Origin of the sequence: Pantoea sp. SO10 (assembly GCF_005281435.1) — a bacterium.
GTDB lineage: Bacteria > Pseudomonadota > Gammaproteobacteria > Enterobacterales > Enterobacteriaceae > Pantoea > Pantoea leporis.
The window spans coordinates 1,525,011-1,543,221 of record NZ_CP040095.1 but is presented as its reverse complement, the minus strand read 5'-3'; the positions used below and the strand labels follow the sequence as shown (position 1 = coordinate 1,543,221).

At 54.1% G+C, this 18,211-nt stretch carries 16 protein-coding genes; 7 read left to right on the top strand and 9 right to left on the bottom strand.

The genetic code is table 11. The annotated features are described in order from the left end of the window. Positions 1–21: 21 nt before the first annotated feature. On the top strand, positions 22–465 hold the full coding sequence (locus FCN45_RS07075) for a YccF domain-containing protein (protein ID WP_137385518.1): 444 nt from the start codon (positions 22–24) through the stop codon (positions 463–465). A 9-nt stretch (positions 466–474) separates the two neighbouring features. Continuing rightward, positions 475–2,613 carry a YccS family putative transporter gene (gene yccS / locus FCN45_RS07070; RefSeq protein WP_137385517.1) on the top strand — a complete coding sequence of 713 codons (2,139 nt, stop codon included), beginning with the start codon at positions 475–477 and terminating at the stop codon, positions 2,611–2,613. Here the strand turns inward: yccS and FCN45_RS07065 are convergent. Continuing rightward, positions 2,610–3,239 carry a TfoX/Sxy family DNA transformation protein gene (locus FCN45_RS07065; protein WP_101760920.1) on the bottom strand — a complete coding sequence of 210 codons (630 nt, stop codon included), beginning with the start codon at positions 3,237–3,239 and terminating at the stop codon, positions 2,610–2,612. The two genes, yccS and FCN45_RS07065, sit on opposite strands and share 4 nt — an antisense overlap. 222 nt (positions 3,240–3,461) lie before the next feature. On the opposite strand from FCN45_RS07065, the gene sulA reads away from it, so the two are divergent. Further along, positions 3,462–3,953 carry an SOS-induced cell division inhibitor SulA gene (gene sulA, locus FCN45_RS07060; protein WP_101760921.1) on the top strand — a complete coding sequence of 164 codons (492 nt, stop codon included), beginning with the start codon at positions 3,462–3,464 and terminating at the stop codon, positions 3,951–3,953. Between the two features lie 349 nt (positions 3,954–4,302). Further along, the gene (gene ompA, locus FCN45_RS07055) at positions 4,303–5,373 is read left to right on the top strand and encodes a porin OmpA (RefSeq protein WP_101760922.1); all 1,071 of its coding nucleotides are present in this window, start codon (positions 4,303–4,305) and stop codon (positions 5,371–5,373) included. A 73-nt stretch (positions 5,374–5,446) separates the two neighbouring features. On the opposite strand, the gene matP is transcribed toward ompA, so the two are convergent. After that, positions 5,447–5,914, bottom strand: coding sequence for a macrodomain Ter protein MatP (gene matP / locus FCN45_RS07050; RefSeq protein ID WP_008101445.1), 468 nt, complete (start codon positions 5,912–5,914; stop codon positions 5,447–5,449). A gap of 53 nt (positions 5,915–5,967) precedes the next feature. Between matP and FCN45_RS07045 the strand changes: the two genes are divergently transcribed. Both FCN45_RS07045 and fabA read left to right on the top strand, forming a co-directional pair. Continuing rightward, on the top strand, positions 5,968–7,830 hold the full coding sequence (locus FCN45_RS07045; protein ID WP_137385516.1) for a Lon protease family protein: 1,863 nt from the start codon (positions 5,968–5,970) through the stop codon (positions 7,828–7,830). A 67-nt stretch (positions 7,831–7,897) separates the two neighbouring features. Beyond that, entirely contained in the window at positions 7,898–8,416 is a 519-nt protein-coding gene (gene fabA / locus FCN45_RS07040; protein ID WP_101760924.1) for a bifunctional 3-hydroxydecanoyl-ACP dehydratase/trans-2-decenoyl-ACP isomerase, read from the top strand. A gap of 66 nt (positions 8,417–8,482) precedes the next feature. On the opposite strand, the gene rmf is transcribed toward fabA, so the two are convergent. From rmf to rlmKL, 6 genes are all read right to left on the bottom strand, one after another. Continuing rightward, a complete protein-coding gene (gene rmf, locus FCN45_RS07035; RefSeq protein ID WP_071531634.1) occupies positions 8,483–8,650 on the bottom strand; it encodes a ribosome modulation factor in 168 nt (55 codons plus the stop codon). 269 nt (positions 8,651–8,919) lie between these two features. Next, on the bottom strand, positions 8,920–9,486 hold the full coding sequence (gene pqiC / locus FCN45_RS07030; protein WP_101760925.1) for a membrane integrity-associated transporter subunit PqiC: 567 nt from the start codon (positions 9,484–9,486) through the stop codon (positions 8,920–8,922). Then, positions 9,483–11,126 (bottom strand): intermembrane transport protein PqiB, encoded by a 1,644-nt coding sequence (pqiB, locus tag FCN45_RS07025; RefSeq protein WP_137385515.1) that lies wholly within the window; start codon positions 11,124–11,126, stop codon positions 9,483–9,485. The genes pqiC and pqiB overlap by 4 nt, the downstream gene beginning before the upstream one ends. Then, positions 11,098–12,381: a membrane integrity-associated transporter subunit PqiA gene (gene pqiA / locus FCN45_RS07020; RefSeq protein WP_137385514.1), complete on the bottom strand. Its 1,284-nt coding sequence runs from the start codon at positions 12,379–12,381 to the stop codon at positions 11,098–11,100. Before pqiA ends, pqiB begins: the two co-directional genes overlap by 29 nt. A 15-nt stretch (positions 12,382–12,396) precedes the next feature. Continuing rightward, positions 12,397–14,307, bottom strand: a complete 1,911-nt coding sequence (locus FCN45_RS07015) for an ABC transporter ATP-binding protein (RefSeq protein ID WP_137385513.1) — start codon at positions 14,305–14,307, stop codon at positions 12,397–12,399. A 5-nt stretch (positions 14,308–14,312) separates the two neighbouring features. Further along, complete coding sequence (gene rlmKL, locus FCN45_RS07010) at positions 14,313–16,430, bottom strand: bifunctional 23S rRNA (guanine(2069)-N(7))-methyltransferase RlmK/23S rRNA (guanine(2445)-N(2))-methyltransferase RlmL (RefSeq protein ID WP_137385512.1); 2,118 nt, start codon at positions 16,428–16,430, stop codon at positions 14,313–14,315. A gap of 108 nt (positions 16,431–16,538) precedes the next feature. Here rlmKL and FCN45_RS07005 point away from each other — a divergent pair, with 108 nt between their 5' ends. Beyond that, positions 16,539–17,648 (top strand): YcbX family protein, encoded by a 1,110-nt coding sequence (locus FCN45_RS07005; protein WP_137385511.1) that lies wholly within the window; start codon positions 16,539–16,541, stop codon positions 17,646–17,648. A gap of 5 nt (positions 17,649–17,653) precedes the next feature. On the opposite strand, the gene FCN45_RS07000 is transcribed toward FCN45_RS07005, so the two are convergent. Then, positions 17,654–18,196, bottom strand: a complete 543-nt coding sequence (locus FCN45_RS07000; protein WP_101760931.1) for a cell division protein ZapC — start codon at positions 18,194–18,196, stop codon at positions 17,654–17,656. Positions 18,197–18,211: the final 15 nt, after the last annotated feature.

Sequence of the window (18,211 nt, the reverse complement as noted above, 5' to 3'; positions counted from 1 at the left end):
TACAAAAGGAAAAACACGTTTATGCGTACCGTACTTAATATTCTTAATTTCATTCTCGGCGGCTTTTTCACCACCCTCAGCTGGCTGTTTGCCACCCTGATGAGCATCGTGCTGATTTTTACGCTGCCGTTGACGCGCTCCTGCTGGGAAATCACCAAACTGTCTCTGCTGCCCTTTGGCAACGAAGCGGTGCATGTCGATGTGCTGCGCCCCGACAGTAAAAGCCATGTGATGAATACCGGCGGTACCTTCCTTAACATTTTCTGGCTGATACTGTTTGGCTGGTGGCTATGTCTGGCGCATATCTCGGCGGGTATCGTGCAGTGTCTGACCATCATCGGCATTCCTGTTGGCATCGCCAACTTCAAAATTGCCGCGATTGCGCTGTGGCCGGTTGGCCGTCGCGTGGTCTCCGTTGAAGAAGCGCAGGCTGCGCGTGAAGCCAATGCGCGTCGCCGCTACTGAGGCCGTTCAATGATTCATGACGCCTTTCCAGGCTGGCGACGTTATCTGTTTAACAGCAGCCTACGCTATTTGCTGCGCATCTTCTTTGCCTTAACCGGATGCGCGGCGGTACCGTGGTGGCTGCACCAAATCGAGTGGACCATTCCGCTGACGCTGGGCGTGGTCGCCGCGGCGCTGGCGGATCTCGACGATCGCTGGATTGGGCGTGTACGCAATCTTTTGATCACCCTGGTGTGTTTCTGTATTGCTTCGGTGTCGGTGGAACTGCTGTTCCCCCATCCGTGGGCGTTTGCTCTGGGTCTGGCGCTTTCCAGCTGGGGCTTTATTTTGCTCGGTGCGCTGGGACAGCGTTATGCCACCATCGCCTTTGGTGCGCTGCTGATTGCGGTTTATACCATGCTGGGCATCGGCTTGTTCCCGCAGTGGTGGATGCAGCCAGCGCTGCTGTTGATCGGTGCCCTTTGGTACAACTTGCTGACCTTTGTTGGTCATTTGATGTTTCCGGTGCGCCCGGTGCAGGAACAGCTGGCAGGCAGTTTTTCCCAGCTGGCGCGCTATCTTGAAGCCAAAGCAAACCTGTTTGATCCCGATGGCGGCGATCAGGATGACGCTACGCTGGTTGCCACGGCGATGGTCAACAGCCAGTTGGTGGCCCAGCTCAATCTCACTAAAAGCACTATTCAAAGTCGTTTGCGTGGCGACCGCGGTTCACGCAGCACGCGTCGCAGCCTGCACTACTATTTTGTCGCGCAGGATATCCATGAACGCGCCAGCTCCTCGCATCTGCAATATCATTTGCTGCGTGATAACTGGCGTTACAACGAAGTGCTGTTCCGTTTCCAGCGCCTGATGAACATGCAAGCGCGCGCGTGTCGGCAACTGGCGGAGACCATTTTGCTGCGTCAGCCGTGGCATCACGACAGCCATTTTGAACGCACCTTTGAACGGCTGGAAACCGCGCTGCAACGCCTTCAGCAGAACGAGCCGCAGGATCCACACATTCACGCACTGTTCTGGCTGCTGCGTAATCTGCGTGCCATTGATGCGCAACTGGCATCGATTGAGTCAGAGCAGATGCTGGCCGAACCGTCCCCGCAGAGCGATCACCATCTGTCACGGGAAGGGCTCAGCGGCTGGGCGGATATCCGCTTACGCCTGAGTCGCCATCTCAGCCCACAATCGGCCCTGTTCCGCCATGCAGTGCGTATGTCGCTAGTGCTGTGTGTTGGCTACGCCTTTATTCAAATCACCGGCGTCGATCGCGGTTACTGGATCTTGCTGACCAGCCTGTTCGTCTGCCAGCCCAATTACAACGCCACCCGACGACGCCTCGCCTTGCGTATTGGCGGTACCTTAGCCGGCATCGCCATCGGCCTGCCGGTCTTGTGGCTGGTGCCCTCGATTGAAGGTCAGCTGGTGCTGATCGTGCTGAGCGGCGTGCTGTTCTTCGCATTCCGCCAGATTCAATATGCGCAAGCCACGTTGTTTATCACCTTGCTGGTTCTGCTGTGCTTCAATTTGCTCGGCGAAGGCTTTGAAGTGGCGCTACCGCGCGTGGTGGATACCTTGCTTGGCTGTGGCCTGGCATGGCTAGCCGTGGCATTTGTCTGGCCCGACTGGCGTTTTCGCAAAATCACCGCCGTTGCCGATCGAACGTTGGATGCCAACTGCCGCTATCTGGATGCGATTATGGAGCAATACCATCAAGGCAAGGACAATAGCCTGGCTTATCGCGTGGCACGTCGCGATGCGCATAACGCCGATGCTGAGCTAGCGTCAGTGGTGTCAAACATCAGTGGTGAACTTAAGCTACAACAACCGCTACGTGAGAATGCGTTTCGACTGCTGTGTCTGAACCACTCCTTCCTCAGCTATATCTCGGCGCTGGGAGCGCATCGCGAACAGCTGGCAGATAGTACCTTGCTGACCTTACTGGATGACGCGGTCTGCTTCATAGAAGATGTGCTGCAGATCGATCAGGTTACGGATACGCAAGCCACAGAGATGCAGCAGGCGCTAATGCAGCGCATGAGCGAGATGAAAAACAGCCCGGATACACGCGCACCATTAGTGATTCAGCAATTAGGATTGTTGGTCGCGCTGCTGCCCGAAATTGCCCGTCTACGCCGCACCCTCGTCAACGATTAAGGCTGCTGATGCTCCGCCGCCGCATGCTGGCGGAGCATTTTTAAATACCAGGCATAGAGCTCTTGCCGGATGGCGCTGGGTAACGCCGCCTCATGATGTCCTGATATTGCACCTTCCAGCGCCAGCAGCGTTTTCAACCCAATGTGCTTATTCACCGCGCGTAGTTTCAGCCAGCTTTGTCGCGATCCTGTTTCACACAGCAACCGCACCGAACTGATCCCCACCTTATGCAGCATCAGCTCCAGTCGCAGGCTTAAATTCGGCAGATCTTTCAATCGCAGCGAGACAAGTCTGGTAGCCGCTTCCTCCTGTGCGGCGCGCAATGAGCTAGCCGATAACTGCAATAATTGTTCGGGGTTTTGCCATAACTGTGTATCTACTTTGAAGTAGCTTAAGGTCACCGGCACGCCACGCTTGCGGTAAATCAGCGGTTCGAGTGAACGCTGTGCGTTATAGACGTGAAGCGCCTCGCTGGCTCGGAGATAAAGCGCATCTTCATTAATATAAGCAAAAATCACCTTCTCAATAGTCAGCGCATACCCCCCAAATTGCGTACGCGATTCAATTTTACCTAATGCCGCCAACTGCGCTTTCGATTGCTCAACTACCGGGTTATATCTCTTCATAACGCCCCCTTCAATGGATTCCATGCGCGGGAAATTTCCTATAAAAGCTCGCAGATTCATCTGGTTAGAAGATAAAAAAAACGATTTAGCTGTTCAATGAATAAAAGCAGGAGTGCGGGATCTTGTGCAGAAATTGCGAGGCGTTTTCAGAAATTGAGGTTGATCTTTATCCAGGAAGTCATTACTGTACATCCATACAGTTCATTACTGAGTGATTAAATTATGCGTACTCATTTCTCTGGCCCTGCTGATCGTTCACATCGTTTCGCTTCACCTGGCTTAGCGCAACCTTCGCTGGGTGGAATCACTGAACTGCGCTCCAGCGAACAACCTGAAATGATGCAACTTATGCTGCTTCCGGTACTAAAACAGTTGAGCGAGCAATCGCGCTGGCAGCTGTGGCTCACTCCGGCTCATAAGCTAAATCGTAGCTGGATGCAGCAGTCGGGATTGCCGTTAGAAAAGAGTATGCATATCACCGAATCTGAGCGTTTTAACACCGTTGAAAGTATGGTGAAGGCATTACGTACAGGTAACTACAGCGTCGTGCTTGCCTGGATTCCGTACGAATTGAGTGATGAAGAGCGTTTAGAATTGGAACAAGCAGCGGCGGAAGGTGAAGCACTCGGTCTGATTTTGCGTCCACAGGGACGTCAATATGCTCATTCCAGACAACCTAATGCGTCAAAAATTCCCTCAGATTTGTTTCATTAAGTAAATCCAGGAATTTTCTCAGCATTTTTTTTGCAAAAGTTGCATCTAAGCTACTGATTCTTTTCCCGCCAGCTATGACAATGGCTTAGACGCTTTTTTGTTTTCTAATACCGAAGATTTAGCCATATGATTTGTTAAAATGTGTGTATAAATCGCTGTTTTTTTGCTGCCCGGCGTCACATCATACTTGTAAGTTTCCAATCTCGTTGTAGACTTTAGCTCGCCAGGGTGCTCAATAACCTCCGTTTTTTCGGTAGAGTCAAAAGCGAGCGTTTAGACCCGGCGAAGGATTAACACAAAGAGCAACCTTTTTGCTCATTGCCTATTTGGATGATAACGAGGCGCAAAAATGAAAAAGACAGCTATCGCAATTGCAGTGGCACTGGCTGGCTTCGCTACCGTAGCGCAGGCCGCACCTAAAGATAACACCTGGTACACCGGTGCTAAACTGGGCTGGTCTCAGTATCACGATACTGGTTACTACGGTAACGGTTATGAGAACAACAACGGTCCAACTCATGAATCTCAGCTGGGTGCTGGTGCATTCTTGGGTTATCAGGCGAACCCGTACCTGGGCTTCGAGCTGGGCTACGACTGGTTGGGCCGTATGCCTAACAAAGGCACCGTGACCAATGGCGCATTCAAAGCACAAGGCGTTCAGCTGGCTGCTAAACTGAGCTACCCAATCACCGAAGACTTCGATGTCTACACCCGTCTGGGTGGTATGGTATGGCGTGCTGACTCTACTCAGACCAACCCAACTACTGGCCGCATCAGCGACCACGACACCGGCGTTTCTCCGCTGGCTGCTGTTGGTGTTGAATATGCACTGACCAAAAACTGGGCAACTCGCCTGGACTACCAGTGGGTTAACAACATCGGTGACGCAGGTACCGTTGGTGCACGTCCAGACAACAGCATGCTGAGCGTGGGCGTTTCTTACCGTTTCGGTCAGGATGAAGATGCAGCGCCAGTTGTAGCTCCGGCTCCAGCTCCAGCGCCAGTTGTTGAAACCAAGCGTTTCACCCTGAAGTCTGACGTTCTGTTCACCTTCAACAAATCTACTTTGAAGCCAGAAGGTCAGCAGGCTCTTGATCAGCTGTACAGCCAGCTGAGCTCAATGGATCCGAAAGACGGCTCTGTTGTAGTACTGGGCTTCACCGATCGCATCGGTTCAGAGCAGTACAACCAGAAACTGTCTGAGAAGCGCGCGCAATCTGTAGTTGATTACCTGGTATCTAAAGGTATCCCTTCTAACAAGATCTCTGCACGCGGTATGGGCGAATCCAACCCAGTTACTGGCAACACCTGTGACAGCGTGAAAGGCCGCAATGCCCTGATCGACTGCCTGGCGCCAGACCGTCGCGTTGAAATCGACGTGAAAGGTATCAAAGACGTTGTAACTCAGCCACAGGCTTAAGTTATCACGCAGTAAAAAACCCCGCTAAGGCGGGGTTTTTTTATGGCTGAATGTAATGAGAACGAAAAGGATTCTACTCTTTTTCCGAGCCACCATTTCCGAGGATCGCCTGCAGATCTTGCTTCAGCGTAGACATCTGGCTGGCGTACTTCTCTTTGCGTTCAGCATCTTCAATTAACTGAACTATGGTTTCTGACAGCGTATTACTGCGACGCTGCGCCAATCCTGCCAGACGCTGCCACACCAGATATTCCAGATCGATCGATTTCTTACGCGTGTGCTGATGCTCAGCATTAAAGTGACGTTTACGACGTGCACGTATCGTCTGCTTGAGACGATTCTCCAAATCTGGATGAATGTGCTGGGCGATCCACTCGTTAACCTCAACCGGGCTGTTTTCCATCGACAACAACGTATCGACCGCAGCTTGCGCCGCACTAAGCTCAAGATGACGGGTGATCAGTTCACCCTCCCGATGCTTTTTCACCAGGTATTTCCACTTCCATCCACTTTCAAGATTTTCGAGTTGCTGGTATTTCATCGGAATCTCATCGTGATCACGTAACAAACTAAGAATAACAGCTTTTTTCCTGGATGCAGCAAGGAAAAACATGTTGCAGCCGTCACAATCCGGGCCGGAACTCCGCCGTGATTAACCAGGTTGATTCCTGTATAATCGCGCTTTTCCTAAATCAGACTAATGCGAATATTTTGACCAGCACTCAAATTACGTGGCAAGCCCTGCAGCCGGATAGCGACCGCTACCAATCCATTTTCTCGAACGTCTCACTGGAAGATTGCGATAGTCTTGCCGCGGTTCAGCCGCGTCTGCTGAATGCGCTGGCGCATTTGCATCATCAAACCCTGGGTTTTCCGCTGCTGCTGTTACGCAGTCAGGAAAACAGCGATTACCTGGCCTGCATCGCCGATGCGGCGCAACGTTTCCAGCCGGATGAGATTTCTCTTTACGGTGGCGACTATCATGTGATGGGCGATACCGTCAGTCTTCTACCGCCAACCGATATCAATCGCCCCTTCACCAGCCAGGGCGGCGTGCATTTCGCCGACTGGATTGAAGCTGAACAGTTGTTCGGTTGCGTACGTCAATATAAAGACCGTGTGCAGCCTGAACCGGGCTTACTGCATCGCGCCAATGGCGGTACGTTGATTCTTGCGGTCAACACTTTACTGGCACAGCCGCTGCTGTGGCTGCGTTTGCGTAAGTGTATTGAGCAAGGTCGCTTCGATTGGTACTCACAGGATGAGCGTCAACCATTGCCCGTCGCCATTCCCCCGCTACCGTTGCAACTGCGTCTGGTACTGTGTGGCGACCGTGATGCACTGGCCGCCTTCCAGGAAATGGACGTCGAAGTTCATGAGATGGCGCTGTATAGCGAATTCGAAGAGAGCTTACAAATTCTCGACGAAGATGACATGACGTCATGGTGCCAGTGGACGCTAACGCAAGCCGAACAAGCCGGATTAGCGCAGCCTGAAGCCGATTTCTGGCCATTGTTAATCACCGAAGCAGCACGCATGACCGGTGATCAAGACACGTTGCCGCTTTGCCCGCGCTGGCTTCGCCGCCAGCTGCAAGAAGCGGCGCTGCATGGCGACAGCATCAATGGCGAAGCATTGAAAGAAGCGCTGGAAGCGCGCCAATGGCGTGAAGGCTTCCTCGCCGATCGCATGCGTGATGAAATCCTGCTTAATCAGATCATGATTGAAACCGAAGGCGAAGTGGTTGGGCAAATCAACGGCCTTTCGGTGGTTGAGTTCCCAGGCCATCCGCGTCCATGGGGAGAACCTTCGCGCATTACCTGTGTGGTACACCCGGGCGATGGCGAGTTCACCGATGTGGAGCGCAAAGCCGAATTAGGTGGCAACATCCATGCGAAAGGCATGATGATTATGCAAGCCTACCTGATTGCCGAGCTGGAGCTGGAGCAACAGCTGCCCTTCTCCGCTTCACTGGTGTTTGAACAATCCTATTCCGAAGTGGATGGCGACAGCGCCTCGCTGGCCGAACTCTGTGCGTTAATCAGTGCGCTGGCTAATCAGCCGGTTAACCAGCAGATTGCGGTGACCGGCTCAGTTGATCAGTTTGGTAACGTGCAGCCCGTCGGCGGCCTGAACGAAAAAATTGAAGGCTTCTTCCAAATCTGTCATTCACGTGAACTGACCGGCAAGCAAGGTGTCATTTTCCCTGCCAGTAACGCGCGCCATCTTAGTCTGAATCAGGATGTTGTGGAAGCGGTTAAGGCCGGACAATTCCATCTTTGGGCCATTGAGAGCGTAGATGAAGCGTTGCCGCTGCTGACCGGCATTGCCTGGCAGAGTGAAAGCGGCGAATCTCTGCTTAGCACCATTCAGGAACGTATTACCCAGCTGAACCAGCAGGAAGCTCGCCTGCGTCCGTGGCCACTACGTTGGCTCAACTGGTTCAACCACAGCTGATAACATTGCTCAGCGTACAACTGTTCGCTAATATTCGGGCTTCACTAAAAGAAGGCATATTGAGAACATGGTAGATAAACGCGAATCCTATAGTAAAGAAGACCTGATTGCCTCGGGTCGCGGCGAACTGTTTGGCGAAAATGGACCGCCGCTTCCATCCAACAACATGTTGATGATGGACCGCGTGGTCAAAATGACCGAAGACGGCGGTAAATTCGATAAAGGTTTCGTCGAAGCCGAACTGGATATCCGCCCTGACCTGTGGTTCTTTGACTGCCACTTCATTGGCGATCCGGTAATGCCGGGTTGCCTCGGCCTCGATGCGATGTGGCAGCTGGTAGGTTTCTACCTCGGCTGGCTGGGCGCAGAAGGTAAAGGCCGCGCGTTGGGCGTGGGTGAAGTGAAGTTCACTGGACAAGTCCTGCCTACCGCCAAAAAAGTGACCTATAAAATTCACTTCAAACGTGTGATTAACCGTAAACTGGTGATGGGCGTGGCAGATGGCGAAGTCTTCGTTGACGGGAACCTGATTTACTCTGCGACCGATTTGAAAGTGGGTCTGTTCAAAGACACCTCAGCTTTCTAATCCTTCCAAATGAAAACCTCCGCACGCAGCGGAGGTTTCTTCCATAATGTTAGACATCCAGCAGTGCTAGGCCACCGCTGACCTGTCCTCCATGGCTTGACGCCAACCTCCCAACCAGTGAGACCGTGCATCGATCAATTGATAAGGGCATATCTCTTTCGAGCGGCCCGTAATACCGGCTTGGTAGCCTCGTGAATGTGCTCGTTCCAGGCGGTCTCTCTTCTGTCTCTTCATGCCTCGTTTCCCTCATTTCAGGTCTGGTGGAATCTGGGTGGAAAGAAAGAGTGGCGATATAATGTTCAACCACAGTAATGTTCTAACCCGATGCCGAAGAAAGGTCAATGCGCAAAATTCACGCCAATGTCATGTTTTTGACGTTAAAGTGCCATGTAGAATTGTCAGTTGATTGTCTATCTGGCTGATTAGGCAATAAAAAAAGCCCCTGATTTGACTGCGATCACACTACAGTAAATCAAGGACTTAGCATAAGCATCGAACAAATCTTAATTTAGCGAAACCACACTATTTGCGATTTGTTGTGCGGTTTGCTGCCAGCCGAGAGCCAGAGTACGTACCAGCGCATCATAGCCATCTTCGGTTTGCGGCAGCGTCAGATTAAAGCCATGTTTGATTAGGCGTCCTTGATGCTGCAGTAACCATTCGCCACTCACCACCACTTGTCCATCGTAGCGTCCCTGGAAACCGGTAACGTTTACCGACAGCGTATCGTGCGTATCGCCCAGCGGCGCACCGGCAACCAGGCGGCCAGGTAGCGCTTTACTGAGATTACTGATCAACGTTTGCTGCAGCTGTTGATCGAGCGGACTGGCCCACAGGTTATTGGCTGCAATCACGTACTTCACATCGCTGGTCTGATAGACCAGGCCGTTGCCCGCCATGTAATCCGGTACCGTCACTTGCTCAACCCAAATCATCGGTTGGCCAGTGCCCGCGGCACTTTCAACGCGCGCCACATTGCTGCCCGCAGGCAGCTGATAATAGGTATTTTCAATGGTGCTGCTGCAGCCTGCCAGCAGCAAAAGCGCCCCGATAATTAGCCCTTTTTTCACTGTTTCGCCCTCTTTGGCTGTGGATCCTGGCCCGGCTTGGCCTCAAACACCAGCGCGTTACTTTTGCTATTCAGCGTTTTCAGCACCGGCTGCAGTTCTCGCAATACCTGATCAAGCCGCTGCATATCGCCCACCAGCTTGCTGTAAGCCGGTGAACCTGGCTGCAGCCCTTTCATGCTGCGGTTCAGTTCGCGCAGGGTTTGCTGCATGTCTGAAGGCAGGGTTTTCATCGCCGGATTCGCCGTGACCTGATTAAGGTTATCCAGCGTTTTCTGCAACCGCTGCAGGGTGCGCTGGCTCTCTTTCAAGGTACCTGTGGCTTCATTCAGTACTGGATTAAGTGGCAAGCCGTTGATCTTATCCAGCGCCGCCATCAGTTTCTGCTGAATCTGCGCCAGGCCGCCGCTGACGGTTGGAATCACTTCCAGGCCAGCCACCTGATTCGGGCCTTGATACGCCGGTGCGTTATCGTAGAAATCGAGGTCGATAAATAGCGCGCCAGACAGCAGGTTGCCGGTTTTCAGCGTCGCACGCAGACCGCGTTTTTTGCCATCCTGCAGATGCTGCTCAAGATTGAAATCTCCGCCCAGGCGATTAACAAACCGATCCGGCTCAATGCGAATCAGCACCGGCACACGATAATCAGTATTCAGCGCCTGATTCACGCCCGGAATCATATAAGGCACTTGTGACACCGTACCCAAACGAATGCCGCGGAACTCAACCGGTGCGCCAACCTGCAAGCCGCGAATCGAATCGGTGAAGAACAGCAGGAAATCGGTATGAGCACTGTAGAGCGAATCCTGGATGCTGCGCTGATCGTCGTACAGATGGTATTCCGCCTTGTTCTCCGCCGCCCGGCCCAGCTCAGCGCCGTCCGGCACATCAAAGCTGACGCCGCCGCTGAATAGCGTAGTGAGCGATCCCATCTCTACGCGCATGCCTGATGCAGACATATCGACGGCAATACCGCTGTCTTTCCAGAAACGCACGTTGGTGGTGATCAGGCGATCGTAAGGCGCCGAGATAAACAGCTGATAAGTCATCATGCGTTTATCGGTATCAAAGTTGCTGGTTTCCACTGAACCTACGCGATAACCGCGGAACAGTACCGGATCGCCCGCATTAAGCTGACCGGCTTTTTTGCTGTCGAGCGTTATGCGAATGCCTTTGGCATCCGGCGGCGCCAGCGGCGGTGCATCCAGCAGTTGATAACGTTCCGGCTTATCACCCTTCGCGCCCGGCTGCAGCTCGATATAGGCACCGGAAAGCAGTGTGCCCAATCCGGTAATGCCTTCGCGACCAATTTGCGGTTTCACCACCCAAAATGCGCTGTCGCCCTGTAGCAACTTTTCCATGCCGGCATTAAGACGCGCTTTAATTTCTACATGGTGCAAATCGTCGGTCAGAACCGCGCTTTCCACCACACCGACGTTGACGCTGCGGCTCTTAATGGTGGTTTTACCGGCTTCGATGCCTTCCGCATTTTCGGTAATCAGCGTCACTTCCGGGCCCTGATGGCTGAAGTGATAAAAAAGAATCCATCCGCCGATTAACAGCGTGACAATAGGTACAATCCAGACCGGCGACCAGCGTTTAATCTGGTCGACCTTAGCAGTCCCGTGATGGTTGTCCGTCAAGACGCGGCTCCTTACGTTCAGTTTCTCGTTGTCGATCCCACAGCAGGCGCGGATCAAAGGTCATTGCGGCAAACATGGTGAGGATGACCACCATGGCAAACAGCAGCGCGCCTGGCGCAGGATACACGCTCATCAGCCGACCCATCCGCACCAGCGCAGAGAGAACGGCGATTACAAACACATCAATCATTGACCAACGGCCAACGAATTCAACCACCTCATAAACCACGTGCATCTTTTCATCATCGCGCCCACCGCGTCCGCTGCCGTGCCAGCACAGCCAGGCAATCGCCAGCATTTTCAGCGAAGGCACCATGATACTGGCGATGAAGATCACCAGCGCCACCGGCCACGAACCGTCGCTCCATAGCAAAATTACTCCGGCCATAATGTTCGAAGGATATTGCGAACCGAGCGTTTCGGTCACCATGATCGGCATGATATTTGAGGGAATGTAGAGCATCACCGAGGTGATCAGCAGCGCCAGCGTCCATTGCAAACTGTGCTTGCGGCGCGCATGCGCCTTCACACCACAACGCGGGCACGCCAGTTGGTCAGCGGGCAGAATCGCGGTACAACACGGACAGCTACGCAAACCTTGCTTCAGGCCGCTAACACCGGCCAGCGGCGTTTTCGGCAGCGGCGGTAACGGATTGATGCGGTGCCACACCCAACGGCGATCAACACATTGAAAAGCGCGCAATTGCAACACGCAGAACAGACACCACGGCCAAAAACTGCTGCCGAGGCCAATCTCACCATACGCCATCAGCTTAACGAAACTGACCAGCACGCCGGCCATAAAAATTTCCGCCATGCCCCAGCTACGCAGCTGAAACAGCACGCGCGCCAACCCAAGCCGCAGGTTGTGCGGCATGCGGACGTTATTGACCAGCAGAATAATGGTGATCATGCAGAAGGCAGGAATGCCCTGCACAAACAGCAGAAACAGCGTTGCCAGGCTGCGGTAATCTTCGCGATCCATCACCAGGGGGATTTCGAGCAGCGATATCTGGCTGCTCAATCCCGCAACGTGCATATTGATGAAAGGAAACAGATTGGCCAGCACCAGCATGAACAGGGCCGAAAAGGCGTAGCCGGTCGGACGTCGACGCGGCTCCTGCCAGTTGGCTTGCAGCGTGGTATGACAACGCGGGCAACGCGCACGGCTGCCAACCGGTACAGCGGGCAGCTTTACTGTTAAATCACACTGTGGACAAAGACTCCACTGATGCGCTTGATCCGCTGCACACATGCTGACTCCTTCCGATTACGCGCCGTTTTTCAGTGCTTCCAGCTCTTCCCAGCGTTCGAACGCCACTTCCAGCTCCTGCTCGGTTTGCGCTAACGCATCCAGAACCGGCTGGGTTTTATCGTGTGGCTGGCTGAAGAAATCTGGATGACTCATTTTAGCCTGCAACTCACCGATGCGGGTTTCCAGCTGCTCCAGTTTTTGTGGCAGCTGTTCCAGCTCACGTGCCAGGTTATAGCTTAGCTTGTTGGCCGGACGTTTGGCGGCGTCACTTTTCTCAGCGGTTTTCACCGGTGTAGCCGGTTTAGCCTGCGAGGCTTTGCCCTGCTTATAGGCTGCGCGCTGCTGCTGAGCATCGTGATAGCCACCGACAAAGGTGCCGATTTCGCCGTTGCCTTCAAAGATCCAGCACTCGGTCACGGTGTTGTCGACGAATTGACGGTCGTGGCTCACCAACATCACGGTGCCCTGATAACCATCCACCAGCTCTTCCAGCAATTCCAGCGTTTCGACGTCGAGGTCGTTGGTCGGTTCATCGAGAATCAGCAGGTTGCTTGGCTTGAGGAACAGACGCGCCAGCAGCAGGCGGTTACGCTCACCGCCGGACAAGGCGCGCACCGGCGTCATGGCGCGTTTCGGATGGAACAGGAAGTCCTGCAGGTAACCGAGCACGTGGCGCGGTTTGCCGTTAACCATCACTTCCTGCTTACCTTCAGCGAGGTTATCCATCACGGTACGATCCGGATCCAGCTCAGCGCGGTGCTGATCGAAGTAAGCGATTTCCAGCTTGGTACCGCAATGCACGCGGCCGCTGTCGGCTTTCAGCTGATCCAGCATCAAACGCAGCAAGGTGGTTTTACCGCAACCGTTCGGGCCAATCAGGGCGATTTTGTCGCCACGCTGCACCTGAGTAGAGAAGTCTTTCACCAGGGTTTTGCCACCCACGCTGTAATTGACATCTTCCATCTCAAACACGATTTTGCCTGAACGTGCCGCTTCGCCGACTTGCATATTGGCTTTGCCCATCACTTCACGACGTGCAGAGCGCTCGTTACGCAGCGCTTTCAGGGCACGTACACGACCTTCGTTACGCGTGCGGCGCGCTTTGATGCCCTGACGGATCCATACTTCTTCCTGCGCCAGCTTGCGGTCAAACTCGGCGTTCTGCATCTCTTCGACACGCAGCGCTTCTTCTTTGCCGGTCAGGAACAGATCGTAGTTGCCCGGCCAGGAAACCAGCTTGCCGCGATCAAGATCGACAATGCGCGTCGCCATGTTGCGAATAAACGAACGGTCATGCGAAATGAAGATGATGCTGCCGGTGAATGTCTTGAGGAACGTTTCCAGCCAATCAATGGTTTCGATATCAAGGTGGTTGGTCGGTTCGTCGAGCATCAGTACGCGCGGGTTGCTCACCAGCGCGCGGCCCAACGCCGCTTTACGCAGCCAGCCGCCAGACAGCGAAGACAACTCGGTATCCGCATCCAGACCAATCTGCTGTAGCACGTCGTTGATGCGGCTATCCAGCTGCCACAGATTCTGATGGTCAAGGATGGTTTGCAAACGACCCATCTCGTTCAGGTTCTTCTCGCTCGGATCTTCCATCACCAGATGGGAAATCGCGTGATAAGCCTTGAGATGCTCCGCCTGCTCGGCCACGCCTTCGGCAACGAAGTCATAAACAGAACCGGTAATGTTGCGTGGCGGATCCTGTTGCAGACGCGCCACCACCAAATCCTGCTCATAAATGATGCGGCCGTCATCCAGCGGCTGTTCGCCGTTGATGATTTTCATCAGCGTCGATTTACCGGCGCCGTTACGGCCAACCAGACAGACGCGTTCGCCTTCTTCGATATGCAGTTCGGTGTTATCCAACAGCGGCGCATCGCTGAACGAGAGGTAAGCGCCATGGATACTGATCAGTGACATAAAACTTATTCCTTACCGGCGTGGCTAACCAGCCAGCAGTTGTGAATTTGACGGTTGCGCGCGAAATCCTGCGACAGCGTTTTTTGGGTAATTTCCTGCGCCTGCAGACCCAGACGTTCTAGGCCGTCGAGATCCATTTTGAAGCCGCGCTTGTTGTTGGAAAACATAATGGTGCCACCGCGACGCAGCAAACGTTTCAGGTTCTGCATCAGCATCATGTGATCGCGCTGCACGTCGAAATCGTCTTCCATGCGCTTAGAGTTAGAAAACGTCGGCGGATCGATAAAGATCAAATCGAACTGTTCGTCACTCTCACGCAACCAGCTCAGGCAATCGGCGTGCATCAGGCGATGATTACGGCCGGTTAAACCGTTAAGGCGCAGGTTGCGCTCGGCCCACTCCAGATAAGTACGCGACATATCCACGGTGGTGGTGGTTTTCGCGCCACCCAAACCGGCGTGTACGCTGGCGGTGCCGGTATACGCAAACAGATTGAGGAAATCTTTACCTGCGCTCATTTTGCCCAGCATCTGGCGCGCAATACGGTGATCGAGGAACAAACCAGTATCCAGATAATCGGTAAGATTCACCAGCAGGCGCGCATCAAATTCCTGCACTTCGAAGAAATCACCCTTCTCGCCCAGCTTTTGATACTGGCTTTTGCCTTTTTGGCGCTCGCGGGTCTTCATTACCAGATGATTGGCCGGGATCTCCAGCACGCTCAGCGTAGCGCTGATCACATCGAACAGACGCTGACGCGCTTTGTTAGCGTCCACGGTTTTCGGCGGCGCATACTCCTGAATCACCACCCAATCAGCGTAACGATCGACCGCTACGTTGTACTCAGGCAGATCGGCGTCATACAGACGATAGCAATCGATATTCGACTGACGCGCCCATTTATCCAGCTTCTTCAGGTTCTTGCGCAGACGGTTAGCAAAATCTTCGGCGATCTGCGCGCCGCCTTCTGCGCTGGTCGCAGCCAGCTGATAGTTTTTCTGCACGCACTCCAGCGGGCCATTTTTGGCTTTGAACTGGCGATCGGCACGCAGTTGCAAGCAGCTCAGCAGCTCTGGCGAGGCGCTGAACAGCGACAGATTCCAGCCGCCAAAGTTCTGCTTCATGATGCGGCCCAGTTGGCTGTGCAGCGCAATCAGCGCCGGTTCGCTTTCCAGACGCTCACCGTACGGCGGATTGCTCAATACCGTGCCGGTAATCTCTTTGCCCGCCAGCGGATTCTTCAGCTTAATCACATCCTGCTGGCCAAAAGTGAACAGCTCGAACACGCCTGCACGACGGGCGTTGGAGCGCGCCGATTCCAGCACGCGGCTGTCATTATCGTAGCCAAAGAAACGGGCGGTCGCAGCGGCGGTACCCACGCGCGCGCGCTCTTTCGCGACAGCATGAACTTCCTGCCACGCTGCCTGATTATGTTTCTTCCAGCGATTGAAGCCCCAATGGGTACGCAGCAGGCCAGGCGCGCGATCGCAGGCGATCAACGCCGCTTCCAGCAGCAGCGTACCGGAACCACACATCGGATCGACCAGCGGCGTGCTGCTCTGCCAACCGGAACGCATCACGATGGCTGCCGCTAAGGTTTCTTTTAGCGGCGCTGCGCCGGTTTGCTGGCGATAGCCACGCTGATGCAGTGAATCACCGCTTAGATCCAGCGCGATGCTGACGCGATCTTTGTTGAGCCACGCATTGATGCGGATGCCCGGTTGTTCACGATCAACGTTCGGGCGCTCCAGATTCTGGCGGGTAAAACTATCGACGATGGCATCTTTAATGCGCAGCGCACCGAACTGGCTGTTGCGGATCACCTCGTTGGTGCCGCTAAAATGGATGGCAAAACTGGTGTTGCTGTCGAACATCTCGGTCCACGGGATACTTTGCGCACCCACGTAAAGATCGAGATCGCTCCAGACGCCAAATTCTCCCAGCGGCAGCAAAATGCGCGAAGCCAGACGGCTCCACAGCAGGCTTTGGTACATTACATGGTCGTCGGCCTGGAAGTGGACGCCGCCCTGCACCACCTGCAAATCCTGCGCACCCAGCGCGTCTAGCTCACTTTTCAAAAGCTCTTCGAGCCCACGCGCCGTACTGGCAAACAGAGAATTCATATCGTCACTTTTTACTCTTGCTTAAATTGCTGCGCATTATAGCGAATCAGCGTGCTATGTCATAAAGTTAGCTTCTTTAAAACTTATGACCCCTTTTTTGGAGTGGTGATGATTACGCTTTCACGCCTTTACATCCATCCCGTTAAATCTATGCGCGGTCTGCAACTGTCACATGCGCAGGTGCTGGAAAGCGGTCTGGGCTTTGATCGCATCTTTATGGTGACCGAACGGGACGGCACGTTCGTGACCGCCCGCCAGTTTCCGGAAATGGTGCGCTTTACCCCGGCGCTGCTGCCGGACGGGCTGTTTCTGCAGGCACCGGATGGTTCGCAGGCGCTGATCCGCTTCGCTGATTTCACCGCTGAGCAGTCACCTACCGAAGTCTGGGGCAACCATTTCACCGCGCGCGTTGCGCCTGACGCGATCAACAGCTGGTTAAGCACCTTCTTCCCGCGTCCGGTGCAGCTGCGCTGGACCGGCGTGCAACCGACGCGCCGCGTGAAGCGTTTTGATCATGTGCCACTAAGTTTCGCCGACGGTTTTCCTTACCTGCTGGTGAATATGGCCTCGTTGCAGGATCTGCAACAGCGCTGTCCGGCCAGCGTGCGCGTTGAGCAGTTCCGTCCCAATCTGGTGGTGAGCGGCGCGGCCGCCTGGGAAGAAGATAGCTGGAAACGCCTGCAAATTGGCGAGATCACCTTTGAGATGCCGAAACCGTGCAGCCGCTGCGTGTTTACCACCGTCGGTACCGAAAGCGGACGTAAACATCCTGATGGCGAACCGCTCTCGACCTTGCAGGGTTTTCGCAGCGCGCAGGATGGCAGCGGCGATATCGATTTCGGCCTGAATTTGATCGCCCTTAATAGCGGCATTATTCGCGTCGGCGATGCGGTGACCATTATTGAGAAGCAAACCCCACGCGCTTACGGTGCGGGCACCGTGGTCGAAACGCTGGCGCCAGCCGCCAGCAGCCACAGCGCGGTGATCATCGATTATCAGGGTTCGAGCTTTAGCGGCGACAATCAGCAAGTGCTGCTGGAACAGTTGGAAATGCAGGGTTTCCGCATTCCCTACTCGTGCCGCGCCGGGATTTGTGGCAGCTGCAAAGTGACGTTGGTCGCGGGTGAAGTGAAGGCACTGAAGAAAAGCGCGGTGCGCGCGGATGGTACCATCTTAAGCTGCAGCTGTATTCCGGCAGGCGATATCGAACTGACTTAAGCCGATTACACCGCCCGCGCAAAGTGGGCGGTTTGTTCCTGCTGCTGCGGACGCAGACGATCGTTCATGATCTTAATCGCATCACCCAACTGCATACCTTTACCCGCCACGGTTAACGCGTTTTGCGCTAATAAGCACAGCGCGGCATTCTCACCGCTTTCAACCACAAACAGTTGTGCCTGTTCGCCGCTATCAGCCAGCGTCACCGCCACCATATCGCCCGCAGCGGGCTGCCAGCTGTGCGCGTGATTGGTGAAGTGCCAGCTTTTTGGCATCAGAGGTTTGAGAAAACGACTGGCTACCAGCGCGTTTAACACTAACTCCGCACGCTGATCGCCTTTTAATCCACTCTGACGGCAACGTTCTTCAAAGCTAAAATAGAGCGCGGCGTCATCAACGCAAAAACCGCTGACATTAAAGGCATCAGGCGTCAGCATTTTGCGCGAGAAGCGCGAGCGAAATAACATGCCGTCGGCTAAATCCAGCATCATGCGGTCATGATCAGCGTCGAAATACCAACGCCAGTTGTCATCAGGTTTGATTTTCATGATCTGCCCTGTGGT